At 67.0% G+C, this 16,227-nt stretch carries 12 protein-coding genes; 9 read left to right on the top strand and 3 right to left on the bottom strand.

Annotation, left to right across the window (positions count from 1 at the left end; all coding sequences use genetic code 11):
• Positions 1–25 precede the first annotated feature (25 nt).
• The 5 genes from ACQPZ2_RS40150 (at position 26) to ACQPZ2_RS40130 (ending at position 2,911) form a co-directional block, all read left to right on the top strand.
• Positions 26–358, top strand: a complete 333-nt coding sequence (locus ACQPZ2_RS40150; RefSeq protein WP_433523145.1) for a PE domain-containing protein — start codon at positions 26–28, stop codon at positions 356–358.
• A gap of 29 nt (positions 359–387) precedes the next feature.
• Positions 388–1,368 (top strand): PPE domain-containing protein, encoded by a 981-nt coding sequence (locus tag ACQPZ2_RS40145; protein WP_433523144.1) that lies wholly within the window; start codon positions 388–390, stop codon positions 1,366–1,368.
• A complete protein-coding gene (locus ACQPZ2_RS40140; protein WP_433523143.1) occupies positions 1,365–2,171 on the top strand; it encodes an ESX secretion-associated protein EspG in 807 nt (268 codons plus the stop codon). The genes ACQPZ2_RS40145 and ACQPZ2_RS40140 overlap by 4 nt, the downstream gene beginning before the upstream one ends.
• A 98-nt stretch (positions 2,172–2,269) precedes the next feature.
• Positions 2,270–2,572, top strand: coding sequence for a WXG100 family type VII secretion target (locus tag ACQPZ2_RS40135; RefSeq protein ID WP_063046517.1), 303 nt, complete (start codon positions 2,270–2,272; stop codon positions 2,570–2,572).
• A 48-nt stretch (positions 2,573–2,620) separates the two neighbouring features.
• Positions 2,621–2,911: a hypothetical protein gene (locus ACQPZ2_RS40130; RefSeq protein ID WP_433523142.1), complete on the top strand. Its 291-nt coding sequence runs from the start codon at positions 2,621–2,623 to the stop codon at positions 2,909–2,911.
• A 195-nt stretch (positions 2,912–3,106) separates the two neighbouring features.
• Here ACQPZ2_RS40130 and eccE read toward each other — a convergent pair whose 3' ends face one another.
• A complete protein-coding gene (gene eccE / locus ACQPZ2_RS40125; RefSeq protein ID WP_433523141.1) occupies positions 3,107–4,837 on the bottom strand; it encodes a type VII secretion protein EccE in 1,731 nt (576 codons plus the stop codon).
• Between the two features lie 224 nt (positions 4,838–5,061).
• Here eccE and eccB point away from each other — a divergent pair, with 224 nt between their 5' ends.
• On the top strand, positions 5,062–6,567 hold the full coding sequence (gene eccB, locus ACQPZ2_RS40120) for a type VII secretion protein EccB (protein WP_433523140.1): 1,506 nt from the start codon (positions 5,062–5,064) through the stop codon (positions 6,565–6,567).
• Between the two features lie 4 nt (positions 6,568–6,571).
• On the opposite strand, the gene eccA is transcribed toward eccB, so the two are convergent.
• Positions 6,572–8,392: a type VII secretion AAA-ATPase EccA gene (eccA, locus tag ACQPZ2_RS40115; protein ID WP_433527650.1), complete on the bottom strand. Its 1,821-nt coding sequence runs from the start codon at positions 8,390–8,392 to the stop codon at positions 6,572–6,574.
• Between the two features lie 270 nt (positions 8,393–8,662).
• On the opposite strand from eccA, the gene eccD reads away from it, so the two are divergent.
• The 3 genes from eccD to eccCa are packed head-to-tail and all read left to right on the top strand — an operon-like array spanning position 8,663 to position 15,632.
• Positions 8,663–10,138, top strand: a complete 1,476-nt coding sequence (gene eccD / locus ACQPZ2_RS40110) for a type VII secretion integral membrane protein EccD (protein ID WP_433523139.1) — start codon at positions 8,663–8,665, stop codon at positions 10,136–10,138.
• Positions 10,135–11,568, top strand: a complete 1,434-nt coding sequence (gene mycP, locus ACQPZ2_RS40105; protein WP_433523138.1) for a type VII secretion-associated serine protease mycosin — start codon at positions 10,135–10,137, stop codon at positions 11,566–11,568. Before eccD ends, mycP begins: the two co-directional genes overlap by 4 nt.
• 8 nt (positions 11,569–11,576) lie before the next feature.
• On the top strand, positions 11,577–15,632 hold the full coding sequence (gene eccCa, locus ACQPZ2_RS40100; protein WP_433523137.1) for a type VII secretion protein EccCa: 4,056 nt from the start codon (positions 11,577–11,579) through the stop codon (positions 15,630–15,632).
• Here eccCa and ACQPZ2_RS40095 read toward each other — a convergent pair.
• Positions 15,614–16,222, bottom strand: a complete 609-nt coding sequence (locus ACQPZ2_RS40095) for a GNAT family N-acetyltransferase (RefSeq protein ID WP_433523136.1) — start codon at positions 16,220–16,222, stop codon at positions 15,614–15,616. The two genes, eccCa and ACQPZ2_RS40095, sit on opposite strands and share 19 nt — an antisense overlap.
• Positions 16,223–16,227: the final 5 nt, after the last annotated feature.

Raw genomic sequence — 16,227 nt, 5'->3', positions numbered from 1 at the left:
GGGTTCGTTGATTCAGGAGGTTGCGATGGCAAGCGGCGGTACGGATTTCGATGGAGTGATGTTCGATCCGGCGGCGGCCCGGGACGCGGCCATCCGGCTCGACGGACTCGCGGCCCGACTGGAAGCGGAATTGCGCGAGGGCTCGCCCGCGTTGACGGTGCCGTCGGCTGGCGTCGACGAGGTTTCGGCGCGCGCGGCGCAGACGATGAACGATGTCGCGGCCTCCTACGGCCAGAGTGCGACCGCCGGAATCGTCGAATTGCGCAAGCTGGCGGCGACGCTGCGCGCGCAGGCCGCACAGTTCGGTCGCGCCGAGAACGACAGTGTCGCCGACTTCGGCGTCCCGGGCGCGGCCTGACACCACAGCGAATACGACACGGAGCCGCCATGATCGAACCACCGCAGCCCGGTTTCACCGGTGTGGTCTGGGGCGCGCGCGAGCCGGAGCGGCTGGCGCGTGAACTGTCCACCGGTCCCGGCGCGGTACCGATGGCCGAGGCCGGTGCCGCGTGGACCCGGCTGGCCGCCGGATTCGGTACGGCGGTCGCCGAATACGAACTGATCGTCGCGTCGATGCGCGGTGCGTGGCAATCCACCACGAGTGGCCCGGTGCTGGAACGGATTTCGCGGTTGCGCGATTGGCTCGCCGATGCCGCGACGACTGCGGGCAATAATGCGGCGCGTGCCGAAACCCAAGCCGCTGCTTATGAATTGGCCCGGCTGACCATGCCGCATACCGCCGAGATCCAGGCCATCCAGGCGGTGCAGCGGATGCTCGAATCGATCGGCGGGGCGCTCGGCGCACCGCTCGAGGCGGTGGCCGCCCGGGCCGACACCGACGCCGATATGGCGAAGGCGGCGGCCGCGCGCGTGATGCAGACCTACGAGGCGGCGACCGAACCGCTTGCGACACCATGGATTCAGCAGGATCCGCCGGTAATCGCCTCGCCCGCCGCACTGGCGGCCGAGGAAGCGAGCGCGTCGGCGGCGGCCGCGACTTCGGCAATGCCCGCGCTGCCCGCGATCACACCCGGGATGTTCATGCCGGGCGGAATCGGTGCGGTCCCGACGCTCACGAAGTTGCAGCCGTATCGGGCACCGGTCTTCACTGAAGCGCCCACCCCGGTGGAAGTGACTACCCCACAACCGGTTCCGGCCTCCACCGCGAGTTCCAGTGCGCTGCCGATGGTTCCCGGCGCGATGGCGGCGGGCGGCGGAGCCGAGGAGGAGGATTACGCCCCCCGCGCGGCCGCAGTGACCGGCGACGCGATCGGTGCCGATCTCGGTATCGCCGCCGCCCCGGCGGTACTCGGCGCTCCGGAAGCACCTGCGGCCACCGGTCGGACGGCATCGGGAGGCGCCGAATGACGACCATGACCAATGACGGCCTGCTCGCGGTGGCCGAGCGACTCGGTGTCCAGACCTTGCCGCTGGTGCTTTCCGTTGGACCGCAGCAGGATTCGTTCGACGCGTGGGCCGAGGCGCAGCAGCGCGCGGTGACCGAACTGGTCGGCGCGGGCGTGCTCGACGCCGAGGGCGATGTCGACTCCGAACTGGCCGATGCCATGTTCACGCTGGCCCAACCCGATCGTGAGCTGGTCGCCCGCATCTATGCGACCGGGCCCGACGGAACGCCGGCCGTGACCCGGATCTGCCTGGCCCGCCGCGGCGAACAGCATGCCATCGCGGTGCGCACCGGCGACACCTTCGACGTGCGGACCGTCTGGGCGGACGGGTCGGGCGCGGCGCTGGTGCGCCCACTGCTCGAGGCGCTCGGAGCCGGAACACCCGCGGAGGTGACCAATTTCAGCGCGCTGTCGAGCGAATTGAGCGAGCGACTAGCCGCGGCACAGACCTCCGAGGACTACGCGGACGCCGTCTACGCACTGGGCGTCGCCGATCATGACGCCACCGCCTATGGCCTGGCCTTCGCCTCCTGCCATGCCTTCGCCGAGATCGTGGCCTACGCCCATCTCGACGGTACGACCACCCGGCCGCCCGGTGCGGTCGCGGTCTATGACACCGGACGCGGTCGCATTGTGGCCGCGCCCGGGATTGCTGCGGATCAGCAGGTCTGGTCCACGGTGACACCGGGCACCGATCACCGTATCGCGCAAGCGATTTCGGCACTGATCGAATCACTGCCCGGGGGAAGGTGGCTTCCGCAGTAGACCCTGAGGGCGCGCAGTAAGTCAGCCGCCGACCTTCCGGCGATGTCACCCGGCATCGTTTCCGGGCATTGGAATCACTACACGAGAGGGTGTCCACGATGAGTGGTGAAGGTGTACACGTAGACGAGGCGACCGCGAAGAAGGCCGAGGAGTTCATGGCCGCCGCGGTCGACAACATGCAGCGCACGCTGAAGAAGATCGATGACGAGGTCGCCGCGGCGACCCACTGGGAAGGCGATGCGAAGGCGGCGTTCGTCGCGGCCTCGACCAACTGGGCTCAGCACTCGCAGGAGCTGCACAAGAAGCTCAACGCCATTACCGAGCAGGTCGGTCACGGTACCCAGCAGTACATCCAGATGGAGCAGGAAAACCGCGAAGGTTTCGAGCACATCAGCCTGTAAGTGCTTGGGCCGACACACTATTCAGTCTTCGATTCGGAGGTAATCACCATGACTATGGCATACGCCAAGGGCCCGATGACGGCTCTGTACAACGATCTGGTCACCCTGCACGGCGACCTGATCAAATACGGCAGCGATATGGAGGACGCGGGCGGCGTGCTCAAGGTGGCGTGGGAGGGCAACGTGGCCCACGCCAGCTTCAAGCAGGTCTACGACGCCTGGCACTCCGAGTACGGTGACACGCTCACCTCGCTCAACAATGTCGCCGCGGCGGTGGAGAACTCGCTGCACCGCGCGCTCGGCACCGACGGCAAGATCGGTGACGGCTTCGGGGCCTGAACCTCGCCGTAGCGATCGCTTGCGGGTCGCTCGAAAGGATCAGCAGCGATCGCTTGCGGGTCGCTCGAAAAGATCAGCAGCGATCGCTTGCGGGTCGCTCGAAAGGATCAGCAGCGATCGCTTGCGGGTCGCTCGAAAAGGCTCAGCACGGCCGGTCCGGAGCGTCACGCTTCCGGACCGGCCGTATTCGTTCGATTACCGTGCCGCGGCGAGGGATTCACCGATGTACCACATCTCGTCCGGGGTGGTGACCATATTGACCGTCGCGCTGGCCGTCGAGGTCCGCACCGTGATCAGGTTGGGAGCCGAAATATCCTGCACCAGAACGATATCGGCATCGAACTGCCCATCGGGCTGCTCGGGCGCGCGAACATGCACGATGGTCGCGCCACCGGTCAGCGCGGTGGGGGCGATACCGTCGAAGACCACGACGGTCGCGGCGGGAATGGGCCCGCCGGGCTGCGGTGGGGCGACGTGATGCCCCGCACCGGCGAAACGGGGCGCCAGCGAGAGCGAATGCGGCGCATCGACATTGGCGACCATGGACTGCCAGGCCTCGGGCCGGTCGGTGTGCACGATGGTGTGCGCGCCGAGGGCGATGGCCCGCAGGATCACCTGCTGGGCCAGATCCAATCGGCCGATCACCTCGAGATGTCTGGTGCCGTCGCCGATCAGCGGCACCGCGATGCCCTGACCAGCATTGTCGGCGCCGATCAGCTGACCGCAACCGGCGGTCGGAACGACAATGCCATCGAGCGCGGCGAGCGGACCGCGGTAGTCGCCCGCGTTGTCGCCGTCGCGTCGAGCAGTGCGGGCGGGCAGGCAATCCAGCAGTGCGCGGAATTGCTCACCCGGCAGGGTGCGCAGCCCGGGCACCGGCGGCTCGACCGGCTCGGCCGCGGTGTCGAAGCGGACCAGCGCGCCCAGTCTGATCGGCGGAGAACCGGTTTCGCGACCTTCGCCGGGCCGCTGCGCACCGGGGCGAAGGCGCACGGTGACCGTGGTGGTGAGGCTCGGGGTGGCCCAGATATCGGCGAAGCCGCGCGACCCGATCAGCTCCGGGCGGATCTCGTAGCTGGTGAGGTACAGGCCCTGGTGCACCAGCGATTTCGGGGTTTCGACGAATCCGTCCAGCGTGATACCGCGGGTGAGTTGGCGCACCGCGCTGTTCATCTCGCCCGCGGTCAGCACCGATACCGAGATGTCACGGCCCGCGAGTCGATTGGCCACCCGGCGGGTCGCGATGATCGCGGTTCGCAGCGCACCCGCACCGCCGCCGCCGCGGTTGTCCACGGCCTCGGCATTGGCGAGCGGATCCAGTCGCAGGACCAGCCAGACCGTGCGATGCGCGATGGCGGGCAGCGGGCCGAGGATACGGTCGTAGAGCTGGGCCACCGGGCCACCGCCCGCGGTCCGCGCACCGGTGCTGATCACATCGATCGAGGCCAGGTTGATATCGAATTGACTGAGGCAGCGGCCGATTTCGGTGAGTGGGACCACCTGGTCGGTGGACAGCGAACCACGCCGCAGCAGCGTCAGCGCATCCGGCGGCGGATCGATGCGCAACATGGTGAGCAGCAGATTGCCGTCCCAGCGCACGCCGTAACTGCCGCCCTCGGGCAGCGGCACATCGAAGGCGGCCTGGCCGGCATCGGCGGGGCCGGGCCGGGTCCGCCGCCAGCGAAAGGCGATCGCGCGCGCCAGCATGCCGACGATATTGCGTGGCTCGCGCCGACGCACCGGTGCCGCACCGGCAATGAGAACGACCGCGGCGACCGCGATGACGGCGACCGTCGGCGCGTGCAGCGCCGTTGCGATCCAGGCCGCTATCGCGGCAAACAGCGCGAGCGGAATCATGAGTCGCAAAGGCATTTGACGCAGCAGCCAGAATTCCGGATCACGTAACGTTGTGTGCGTCGCGTTCACGGAGTTTTCGTTTCCGGTTAATTCACGCGCGTTCGCTCCGGAGTCGGTATCGCGTTTGTTCACAGCCCCGTCCCCGATAATCAGACCAGTATTGCGATAACAGTACCGCGCCGCACCGGTGTTCGCGGATGGGAAATAGTTTGCCCAATTGTCGCTGGATTGACACCGCGGCACCGAACGATACTGTAATTATCCTGTCCTGCCCGTAGTTCGATGGAGACCATGTGCCGGCTCAGCTGACCACCAAGGCCCAGGTCAACGGCTACCGTTTTCTGCTGCGCCGACTCGATCACGCACTGGTCCGGCGCGATGTGCGGATGCTGCACGACCCCATGCGATCTCAGCTGCGTTCGATGCTCGTCGGCGCCACCCTCGGCCTGCTCGTGGTGGCCGGCGCGGCCATCCTGGCCTTTCTGCGGCCGCAGGGCGCGATCGGCGACGCGAACATCGTGATCGGCAAGGACAGCGGCGCGCTGTATGTGGTGGTGGCCGAATCCGAGGACAAGAAGGACGACAAACGCCTGCATCCGGTGCTGAACCTGGCCTCGGCCCGATTGATCAGCGGCAGCAGTGAATCGCCCAAATCGGTGAAGGATTCGAAGCTTTCGTCGATGCCGCGCGGTCCGATGCTCGGCATCCCGGGTGCGCCCGCCGCACTGCCCGGTTCGACGCAGGGCGGCCGCTCGGACTGGTCGCTGTGCGAAACGGTGCAGCTCTCGATCACCGGCAGCGCAGCCGCGGCGACCGGCGTGGAAACCGCAATTTTCGCGGGCAAACCCCAACTGGACGAGCGCATTCGGACTCTCGGCCCATCGGATGCGTTGCTGGTGCGACGGGCCGATAAGACCTATCTGATCTACGACGGCAAGCGCGCGGAAGTCGATCCCGCCAACTCGGTGCTCGCCCGTGCGCTGAACCTGGCCGGGCACAAACCGCGGCCGGTCGGCACCGGCCTGCTGGATGCCGCCATCGCGGTTCCGCCGCTGGCCGTGCCGGATATTCCGAAGGCCGGACAGCCCGGTCCGGCAAAGCTTTCCGATGTGCCGATCGGCGGTGTCATCGCGGTCGGCGGCACCGGGCGGACCGATCAGTCCCAGCTGTATGTGGTGCTCGCCGACGGTGTGCAGCCGGTCACCGATTTCGCCGCGCAGGTCATCCGCACCGCGAATTCCCAGGGCATGCGCGAGATCAAGGCCGAACCGCCGGACGTGCTGACCAATATGCCGGTACTACATCAGCTTTCCCTCGACCACTTCCCGGCGACCACCCCGAAGATCGTCTCCGCCGAGGACGCTCCGGTCACCTGCCTGAGCTGGGCAAAGGGCCCCGAACCCGGCAACGACGCGACCGAAAGCCCCACCGACCGAGCCGCTGTCACCCTGCTCGCGGGCAACCGTCTGCCGCTGCCGGGTTCGGCTGAACCGGTGAGTTTGGCCACCTCCGACGGCACCGGCGATCGGGTCGATTCCGCCTACATCCCACCGGCTTCGGGGGAGTTCGTGCAGGTAACCGGAACGGAGCCGGGCAGTTTGCGGCGCGGTGGCCTGTTCTATGTGGCGGACAACGGAATCCGCTACGGCATCCCGGATATCGCCACCGCCCAGGTGCTCGGACTCGGCAGCGAACCGCGCCTGGCCCCCTGGTCGATCATCGGTCAGCTGGTGCCCGGCCCGACGCTGTCGAAGAACGATGCGCTGGTCGAGCACGATATCTTGCCCGTCGGAAACTGAACTCTCAGACGCCGAGCGAAGCCAGCACACCGGTGAGCGCGGCCTGCATATCCGGCGCTTCGATGCGCATGAGTACCGTCTCGTCCACCGCGCTCAGATCCAGCGATTCGTCATTGGCCAGGCGGAATTCGCGTTCCTCCTCGGCGGATTCGATGATGTTGCGCACGAATCGACCGTTGCCCGCGAGATCGATGCCCCGGCGCGGCTGCCCGCTCTGATCGACGCGCTCGGTCTCGTACAGCCGCCCGCACGCCTCGATCAGCAGTTCCATTGCCCCCTCGGACAACTCGGAATCGCGTGAGCGGGCGATCAGGCTGCCGATCTGCCCGAGTTCGGTCGGAGTGTAGGACGGGAATTGCAGGCGTTTGGCGAAACGTGAAGCCAGACCGTCGTTCGCGGCGAGCAGCCGGTCGATCTCACCGTCGTAGCCCGCGATGATCACCACCAGCCGGTCGCGGTCGTTCTCCATCCTGGCCAGCAGCGTATCCACCGCCTCGCGGCCGAACGCGTCGCCGCCCTGCAGACCGGTCTGGATCAGCGTGTATGCCTCGTCGATGAACAGCACACCGTCCATCGCGGTATCGATCAGCTTGTCGGTCTTGATCGCGGTGCCGCCGAGATTCTGGCTGACGAAGTCCACGCGCTTGGCCTCGACGACCTTATCGGTCTTGAGAAGACCAACGCCGCAATAGATCTTGGCCACGACCCGGGCGATGGTGGTCTTACCGGTGCCGGGCGGACCGGTGAAGGCCAGGTGGTTGCCGCGGGCCACGCTGGCCATACCCTTCTCGGTCCGGATCTTGGCCAGCTGCGCGGTCGCCTGCAACTTCGCGACCTGCGTTTTCACCGATTCGAGGCCGATCTGGGAATCCAGTTCGGCGCGCGCGTCGGCCAGGATCTTCTTGGCGCGGTCCTCGGCGTCGGCGGTCTGCATCGCCTCCACCGAGGGCGCCGACGCCGGATCCCAGCGGTCGGTGCGCGCGTCGATCGACTCCTTGGTTGTCACCGTGAGCCGGTAGGTGCGATCGCGCATGGCTGCGGTATTCGCGGCGAAATCCGGTGCCTGCGAATACACCTTCTCGAAAAGGGCCTGCGCCTCGGCCTCTTTACCGGTCTCGCGCAGGCACAGGCCGCGGCAGAACATGGCGGTGGTCCTGGCCGCCGGGATCGGGCCCGCCTCGGCCTGTTCCATGCGCCGGATGGCCTCGCCGAACAGTCCGAGCTGGGCGCAGGCCGAGCCGACCATCACGTGGGCGCCCGCCGCTAGATACGGGTCGTCCCATTCGGCGGATCCGGCGAGCACGGCCATCACATCGGGCCAGCGCTGGGTGTTGAAGTGCAGTACGCCACGGATATACGCGCAGATCCGGTCGTCGATCTCCCGATCGGTATCCGAGAGCATCGAGGCGCGATGGGTGGCGAGTTCGTCGAGCACCCGTTCGGCCTCGTCGTACTCCTTCTCGGAAATCAACTGAGCCGCTTGGGCCAGCCAGATTTCGGTGTAACCGGACAGCGGGTAGTCGATGTACAGCCCGGCCAGGAAGCGTCCGGCCAATGCCCGCGGCGCCAGCCCCAACCGGCGTTGCTCGCGGAAAAGTGTTGTCCCACTGTTCTTGTACAGGTTGTAGAGCACCTCGGTGGTGACTTCGCCCGCCGCGGCCCGGCCCAGCCAGGCGTCGCACATCGTCGGGTCCCACTCGGTGGCACGCGCAAACGCCAGTTTCGCGTACTCGAGATCGCGAGCCGATTCCTGTCCGTCGATGGTCAGGCCCAGCGACAGGATTCCGGCGTCGAAGGCCCGTTGTGCTTGGCGGTTGCCGGTCATTGCTGTCAAACCCCGAAGTGTTGGTTGGAGCTATCTATTTGTTGCGTGATTGTCCGCGTTCATCTTCCGACCAGCTTAGCGATCGCGTCGGCTCGGCTCGTCCGATACATTATGTTTTGCTACCGATGGGTTGCAAAGTGTGCGACGACCACATGCGGCGGGGGGAACGTTCGTGCGAGAGTGGATCCGAGTCGTAGAGTTGGTTCGACAGGTAGGAAACCGGGCGCAAGTGTTTGGATCGTTCCGTAAAGAGCTGGGATCGGTGCGCAATTGACCGAACCGTTGAGCAGCGGCACCCGCGCCGCCGAACCCGAACTGTGCCGAGTCTCCGTCATCGGGGGAAATACCCAGCTCGATGTCGGACTTCCGGCGACCGTGCCGATCGCCGCATTTATCGGTGATCTCGTCGCTCTGATCGAATCGCGCAATCCCGATGTGGTGGAGAGCGACGACGGCGGCACCCCACTGCATACCGAACACTGGACCCTGGCCCGGCTGGGTCGCGACGCCATCGCACCGAGCCGCAGCCTGACCGAGGCCGAGGTGTTCGACGGCGAACTGCTGGTGCTGCGCTCGGTCACCGCGAAGGAATCGCCTGCGCTCTTCGACGATGTCATCGACGCGGTATCCCGGCTCACCAGTGCCGATTTCCGCGGCTGGTCGCCCACTGCGGCCCGTTGGACGGGTCTGGTCGCCGCGGTGTCGGCGGTACTGCTCGCGCTGCTGCTGCTCGCCGCTGGGCGGGCGCACGGCGGTGGTCTGGCCGCGCCGTTCCTCGCGACCGGCGTCGCCGTCATCGCTGCCGTCGCCGCGGGCATCGCGGCGCGTAAGTACGCGGATCAATTGACGGCTACCTGGTTGTCACTGTGTGCGCTGCTGTTGTTCTTCGGCGGCGCAGCACTATTCGTGCCAGGCGATCTCGGCAGTCCGCATCTGCTGCTCGGCTGTTCGGTCACGCTGGTGGCGGCGGCTGTGATCTATCGCGCCACCGCGACCGGTGCCGCGCTCGCGGCGTCCGCGGTGACCGTCACACTGTTCGGCGGAATCGCCGCATTGGTGCGGATGATCTGGGATTTCGACCTGACCCAGATTTGCGCCGCCATCTTGGTGGTGGCCATCACACTGATCTCCGCGGTGCCGCGGCTGGCTGCGGTGCTGGCCCGGCTGCCGATCCCGCCGGTGCCGACCGCCGGTGGCGCGATCGATCCGGCCGATCACGAACCGCGCCCGACCATCGAGGGCATCGGCGCGATCGGCGCGACCGCACTGCCCTCGGCCGCCGGACTCGGTGAGCGGGCCAGGGCCGCCAACCAGTACCAGACCGGCATGCTCATCGCCTGCGCCATTGCCGCGGTCATCGGTGCGCTCGGCGCCGCCGATCCGCTGGGATCCGCACGCTGGCAAGGGATTACGCTCGCCGTCATCGCAGCGGTGATCATCAGTCTGCGCGGCCGTTCGTTCGCCGATCTGGTGCAGGCCGGTGCGCAGATCGCGGGCGGCTGCGTCCTCGTCATCGGCCTGATCACCGGACTGGCCCTCGGCGATTCGGATCTGCTGCTGCTCGCGGGTGTGCTGCTGCTGGCCGTCGCGGCGGGGGTGCTGGTGTTCGGCGTGATCGGTCCGCACCTCGAGGTGACGCCGGTGACCCGCCGAGCCATGGAGATCACCGAATATCTGCTGATCGTCGCGGTGATCCCGCTGGTGCTGTGGATCATGGGAGTGTATTCGATGGCCAGGAACATATGACTGCTCGGGCGAGTAAGCCCGGCTGGCGGCGCGGAACCGGAATCGTCTGCGCCGCAGCGGTTCTCGGCGCATCTGTGCTCGGTTGGTCCGCTCCGGCCGGAGCTGTCCCACCACCGAGGATCGACCCGGGTGCGCTCGGTCCCGCGCAGGCGCTCAGCGGCCGGCCCGCGCCCTTGGAGCCGACCGAGCAGAAGGTGGTCTGCGCCGAACTGTCGCTCATCGGTGGCCCGCCCGCGGAGTCGCCGCTGCCACAGCGTGTGCTCGATTTGCCAGCCGCTTGGCAATTCAGTCGCGGTGCGGGACAAAAGGTTGCGGTCATCGATACCGGCGTGAATCGGCATCCGCGACTGCCCGCTCTGCAAGCGGGCGGCGACTATGTCTCGGACTCCGACGGCACCGTCGACTGTGATGGCCACGGCACCCTCGTCGCGGGCATTATCGCCGCGCGCCCCAGCCCGGACGATGCCTTCGTCGGTGTCGCGCCCGATGCCGAGATCCTCACCATCCGCCAGCTGAGCACGCACTATGAGCGCAAGGATCGCGCGGGCGGCGACCAGCCGCCGGATGCCATGGTGCGCTCCGGTTACGGCAGTGTGCTCGCCCTGGCCGCCTCGGTGGTTCGTGCCGTCGATATGGGGGCCACGGTTATCAATATTTCCGAAGTATCTTGCAGCGCAGCCGGAACCGACACCGCCGACGTTCCGCTAGGTGCGGCGGTGAAGTACGCCTACGACCACAACGTGGTGGTGGTCGCCGCGGCGGGCAATGTGGAGAACGGCGGCGCCTGTGAGAAGCAGAACGACGGTGACGGCTGGGACAGCGTGCAGACCATCGCGAGTCCCGCGTGGTTCCAGCCCTACGTCCTGACCGTGGCCTCCATCGATCCGAACGGCTCGCCATCGGCGCTGTCGTTGCACGGGCCGTGGGTCGGCGCCGCCGCCATCGGGCGCAATATCGTCTCGCTCGACAATAGGCCGGGCGGCACCGGACTGGTCAACGGCGCGGTCACCCAGGAGGGCACCGGAACCATCCAGGGCACCAGTTTCGCCGCACCCTATGTCGCCGGACTCGCCGCGCTGGTCCGGTCCCGATTCCCGGAACTCACTGCCGGACAGGTGATCGACCGAATTACCCGCACCGCACAAGAGCCCGGCCCTGGCCGCGACGATCGGGTCGGCCACGGCCTGATCGATCCGCTGGCCGCGCTGACCGCGCAACTTCCGGACAAGCCGGTGAGCGTCGGCGCCGATATCCCACGTGTGATGGCGGCGCCGGTACATCCCGCGGGACCCGATCCGCTGCCGCGCCGCATCGCGATCATCGGCTCGGTCACCTGTCTGATCGTGCTGGGACTCGGTGCGGCACTGTCGATTCCGTTCCGGCGCGCTCGTGGTTCCGTCGATCTCGCGTCCGAAGCAACAGAGCAGTAGAGGGACCCATGGCTACCGAAGGTTTCGTGCGCCGCCCCCGCATCGCCCCGCCGCGCGCGCCGGGCGGTGAGGTGGCGTTGAATTCACCGCCGGAGATCCAGCGGGCCCTGCCGGGACCACTGATCATGAAGTTGATGCCGGTGATCATGGTGGTCGCCGTCGTCGGCATGATCGCGATGATGGTGATGATGGGTCGCAACCTGCTCGCCAACCCGTTCATGATGATGTTCCCGATGATGATGCTCATGTCGATGGGCGGCATGATGCTCGGCATGCGGGGCAACGGCCCCAAGGGTGCGGGCGAACTCAACGAGGAGCGCAAGGACTACTTCCGCTACCTGGACCAGATGCGCAAGGACGTCCGCCGCACCGGCAATAAGCAGCTGGAATCGCTGATCTGGAGTCATCCGGAACCGATCGGTCTGCCGTCGGTGGTCGGCACCCGCCGGATGTGGGAGCGCAGGCCGAACGATCCGGACTTCGGACATGTGCGGGTCGGGGTGGGCAGCCACCGGTTGGCGACCAAGTTGGCGCGTCCGGAAACCGGACCGCTGGAGGATCTGGAGCCGGTCTCCACCGTGGCGTTGCGCCGTTTCGTACGAACCCATTCGGTGGTGCACCAGCTGCCGACCGCGGTGTCGCTGCGCGCTTTCCCGGCCATCAATATCGGTGGCAATGCCGAGGAAGCCAGGATGCTGGCGCGCGCGATGCTGATGGAGCTCACCGCATTTCACGGACCCGACCACGTCGCGGTCGCCATCGTCTGCGCCGATCCGGACGGTCCGGCCTGGGAATGGGCGAAATGGCTACCGCACCTGCAACATCCGACCGTCCGTGACGGCATGGGCTCGGCCAGAATGATGTACGGCTCGCTGGCCGAACTAGAAACCGCACTTGCCTCCGAACTGCTCGAACGCGGCCGCTTCATGCGCAATCCGCAACCGACACAGGGCCGTTTGCATTTGGTGGTCATCGTCGATGACGGCTACGTCAACGGCACCGAACGCCTGATCAGCGAATCCGGTCTGGATTCGGTCACCGTGCTCGATCTGACCGCACCCGAGAACGGCCTGGCTGCCCGGCGCGGTCTGCAATTGGTCGTCGGCGACGGTGCCGTCAGTGCGAAAAGTGCTGCGGGAACCGAGAAATTCGCCACCGCTGACGAAGTGAGCGCGGCCGAATCCGCCTCCTTCGCCCGTAGCCTGGCCCGGTTCCGGATCGCGACGGCCGCACAGATCGTCAGCCTCGGCGACGACACCAGGACAGATCCGGGACTGATGGCGCTGCTGAAGATTCCGGACGCGGCGCAGATCGAACCGTCGCGGGTTTGGCGTCCGCGCACCGCGCGTGAGCGGCTGCGGGTGCCGGTCGGCGTCACCCCGGACGGCACCCCGGTCGAAATAGATATCAAGGAATCCGCGGAGAGCGGTATGGGTCCGCACGGATTGTGCATCGGCGCAACGGGGTCGGGTAAATCCGAATTCCTGCGCACGCTGGTGCTTTCCATGGTGACCACGCACTCGCCGGACGCGCTGAATCTGGTGCTCGTCGACTTCAAGGGCGGCGCGACCTTCCTCGGCCTCGACTCGCTGCCACACGTCGCCGCGGTCATCACCAACCTCGAGGAAGAACTCTCGATGGTGGACCGCATGCGGGACGCGCTGGCCGGTGAGATGAATCGCCGCCAGGAATTGCTGCGCGCCGCAGGCAATTTCGCCAATGTCACCGACTACGAGAAGGCGCGTGCGGCGGGCGTCGCGCTCGACCCGCTGCCCGCGCTGTTCGTCATCGTCGACGAGTTCTCCGAATTGCTCTCGCAGAAGCCGGATTTCGCGGATCTGTTCGTGATGATCGGCCGCCTCGGCCGCTCACTGCACGTCCATCTGCTGCTGGCCTCGCAGCGACTCGAGGAGAACAAGCTGCGCGGACTGGACTCGCACCTGTCCTACCGAATCGGTCTGCGCACCTTCTCCGCCAACGAATCCCGCGCCGTACTCGGCATCACCGATGCCTACCACCTGCCCGGCATTCCGGGCTCCGGCTATCTCAAGAGCGATGCCGACGATCCGTTGCGGTTCAACGCGACGTATGTGTCCGGGCCGTATGTGTCACCGAGTGGCAGCCGACAGGTGGACGGCCGGGTGGTCGGCGGTCAGTCGCCGACGGTGTTCACCGCCGGACCTGTCGAGGCAAAAGATCGGCCCGAACCGGTGCGGATGGAACTGCCCGATCTGCCGCCGCCTCCGGGTGCGGAGCCGGAAGAGGAGGAGCTGCTCGGCGGCGGCGTTCCGGAGACGCTGCTCGAGGTCGTCGTGAAACGCCTTACCGGACACGGCCGTCCGGCGCACGAGGTGTGGTTGCCGCCGCTGGACGAATCGCCGACGGTGGATATGCTGCTGCCCGATCCGGATTGGCGCTCCCCGGTCAACCGGCACGGCCAGCTCTGGATGCCGATCGGCATCATCGACAAACCCTACGAACAGCGCCGTGACGTGCTGACCATCCAATTGGCCGGTGCCCAAGGCAATGTCGCGGTGGTCGGCGGTCCGCAGTCGGGTAAGTCGACCACCATCCGCACGATCGTCATGGCCGCCGCGGCGACGCACAGCCCCGAACAGGTCCAGTTCTACTGCCTCGATTTCGGTGGCGGCAGCCTCGCCGGTCTGTCCGGTCTGCCGCATGTCGGTTCGGTCGCGGGCCGCCTGGACGGCGATCGCGTGCGCCGCACGGTCGCCGAATTGACCACGCTGATGCGCCAGCGCGAGGAGCGCTTCGCCGAACTCGGCATCGAATCCATGGTGGAGTTCCGGCGCCGCAAGTACTCCCAGATGGAGGCCCGGCTCATCAACGGGACCGCGGCCGATCCCAACGATCCGCTCGCCGCCGACCAATTCGGCGATGTGTTCCTGGTCGTCGACGGTTGGGCCGCCATGCGCGAGGAGTTCGACGCCGTCGAACCGCAGATCACCGCCATTGCGGCACAGGGGCTTTCGTACGGCATCCACCTGATCATCGGCGCCGCGCGCTGGGGCGAGATCCGGCCCAATGTGAAAGATCAGATCGGCACCCGCATCGAGTTGCGCCTCGGCGACCCGACGGATTCCGAAATGGGTAGGCGTACTGCCGCTCTGGTGCCGGTCGGTCGTCCCGGTCGCGGCCTCACGCCCGATGAACTGCATATGCTGATCGCGCTGCCCCGGCTCGATTCCGATTCCGATCCGCAGACCCTGGCCGAGGGCGCCGCCCAGGCCAGAGACCAGATGCAGCAGCTCTATCCGGGCCGACGCGCCCCCGAGGTGCGCATGCTGCCATTGCAGATCAGTCGCGACGAGGTCGTCGCGATCGCGCGCAAACACGAGGTCGAACTCGGCCCGACCAAGGTCCTGGTCGGGCTCGGCGAGAACGAATTGGACCCGTTCGTCCTGGATTTCGGCCAGGAGCCGCATTTCATGGCCTTCGCCGACGTCGAATGCGGCAAGACGACGCTGCTGCGCAATATCGCCATGGGCATCACCGAGAAGGCGACACCGGAGCAGGCCAAGATCATCCTGATCGACTACCGCCGCAGCCTGCTCGGCGTCGTCGACGAGGCGCATCTCGGCGGCTACTCCACCTCATCGCAGACCTGCGGACCGATGGTCAACGAACTCGCCCGCTACATGTCCAAGCGCATCCCGGGCTCCGACATCACCCCACAGCAGCTGCGCGAGCGCAGCTGGTGGACCGGACCCGAAATCTATTTGCTGATAGACGATTACGACATGATCACCGCTGGCATCAATCCACTGCTGCCACTGCTGGAGTACCTGCCGCAGGCCCGCGATATCGGTCTGCACGTGGTCGTCACCCGACGCACCGGCGGCGTTTCGCGCGCGCTCTACGACAACGTGCTCGGCGGTATGAAGAACCTCTCCGTCGACGCGCTGATCATGAGCGGCCCCAAGGACGAGGGCAAGCTGATCGGTGATGTCCGTCCGATGAAGCTGCTGCCCGGGCGCGGCATCCTGGTGTCGCGCAACCGCGGTCAGGAGATGGTGCAGATCGCCTATCTGCCGCCGCTGTGAGCCTCCGGCGTCGGCTGGGGCGCCGCGGGCAGCGGTACGTGGGTCAGAACCGGCGTCATCGGCTCGAAGGCCCAGCTGTCGGAGCGGCGTTGGAACAGCGCGCGGGACGGTCCCGAGGCGGCCGGGCCCGCGATCCTGGCCAGGTGGAAGCCTTCCCCGCGGTAGTAGTCGTGCAGATCGGTATTGGTGGTCCAGGCGTCCAGCCGGACCCAATGGCGTTGTCGTTGGCGCGCAAGCGATGCGGCGTGGGCCAATAGGCGGTGGCCGACGCGCTGGCCTGCGAAGCGGAGGTCGACGATCATGTAGTGCACGATCACCGCGTCGGCCAGCTCCCATGGCGACCACAGCCCCGGATCCGAGCGGTCGTTGACGGTGATCGTCCCGGCCGGTTCCCCTGTCACCTCGGCAATCCAGGTTTCGCCCGCGTCCAGCGCCTCGCCGACCGCCTGCGCGAAGATCTCGATGGGTAAGCCGCGGCCCGCGACGGTCCACTGATCGGAGCCGCGCGCGGTGAGCCACGCGGTGCGCTGGATCCGGAGTCGACAGATGGTGCCGAGATCACTCAGAGTCGCCCGGCGGATGATTTTCATGACTG

The sequence above is a fragment of the Nocardia pseudovaccinii genome, from assembly GCF_050942345.1.
Taxonomy (GTDB): domain Bacteria; phylum Actinomycetota; class Actinomycetes; order Mycobacteriales; family Mycobacteriaceae; genus Nocardia; species Nocardia pseudovaccinii.
This window is presented reverse-complemented; position numbering and strand designations above follow the sequence as displayed.

Coding starts and splice junctions, on each gene's coding strand:
- ACQPZ2_RS40150 (WP_433523145.1), top strand. CDS start 26: ATGGCAAGCGGCGGTACGGATTTCGATGGAGTGATGTTCGATCCGGCG.
- ACQPZ2_RS40145 (WP_433523144.1), top strand. CDS start 388: ATGATCGAACCACCGCAGCCCGGTTTCACCGGTGTGGTCTGGGGCGCG.
- ACQPZ2_RS40140 (WP_433523143.1), top strand. CDS start 1,365: ATGACGACCATGACCAATGACGGCCTGCTCGCGGTGGCCGAGCGACTC.
- ACQPZ2_RS40135 (WP_063046517.1), top strand. CDS start 2,270: ATGAGTGGTGAAGGTGTACACGTAGACGAGGCGACCGCGAAGAAGGCC.
- ACQPZ2_RS40130 (WP_433523142.1), top strand. CDS start 2,621: ATGACTATGGCATACGCCAAGGGCCCGATGACGGCTCTGTACAACGAT.
- eccA (WP_433527650.1), bottom strand. CDS start 8,392: ATGACCGGCAACCGCCAAGCACAACGGGCCTTCGACGCCGGAATCCTG.
- mycP (WP_433523138.1), top strand. CDS start 10,135: ATGACTGCTCGGGCGAGTAAGCCCGGCTGGCGGCGCGGAACCGGAATC.
- eccCa (WP_433523137.1), top strand. CDS start 11,577: ATGGCTACCGAAGGTTTCGTGCGCCGCCCCCGCATCGCCCCGCCGCGC.
- ACQPZ2_RS40095 (WP_433523136.1), bottom strand. CDS start 16,222: ATGAAAATCATCCGCCGGGCGACTCTGAGTGATCTCGGCACCATCTGT.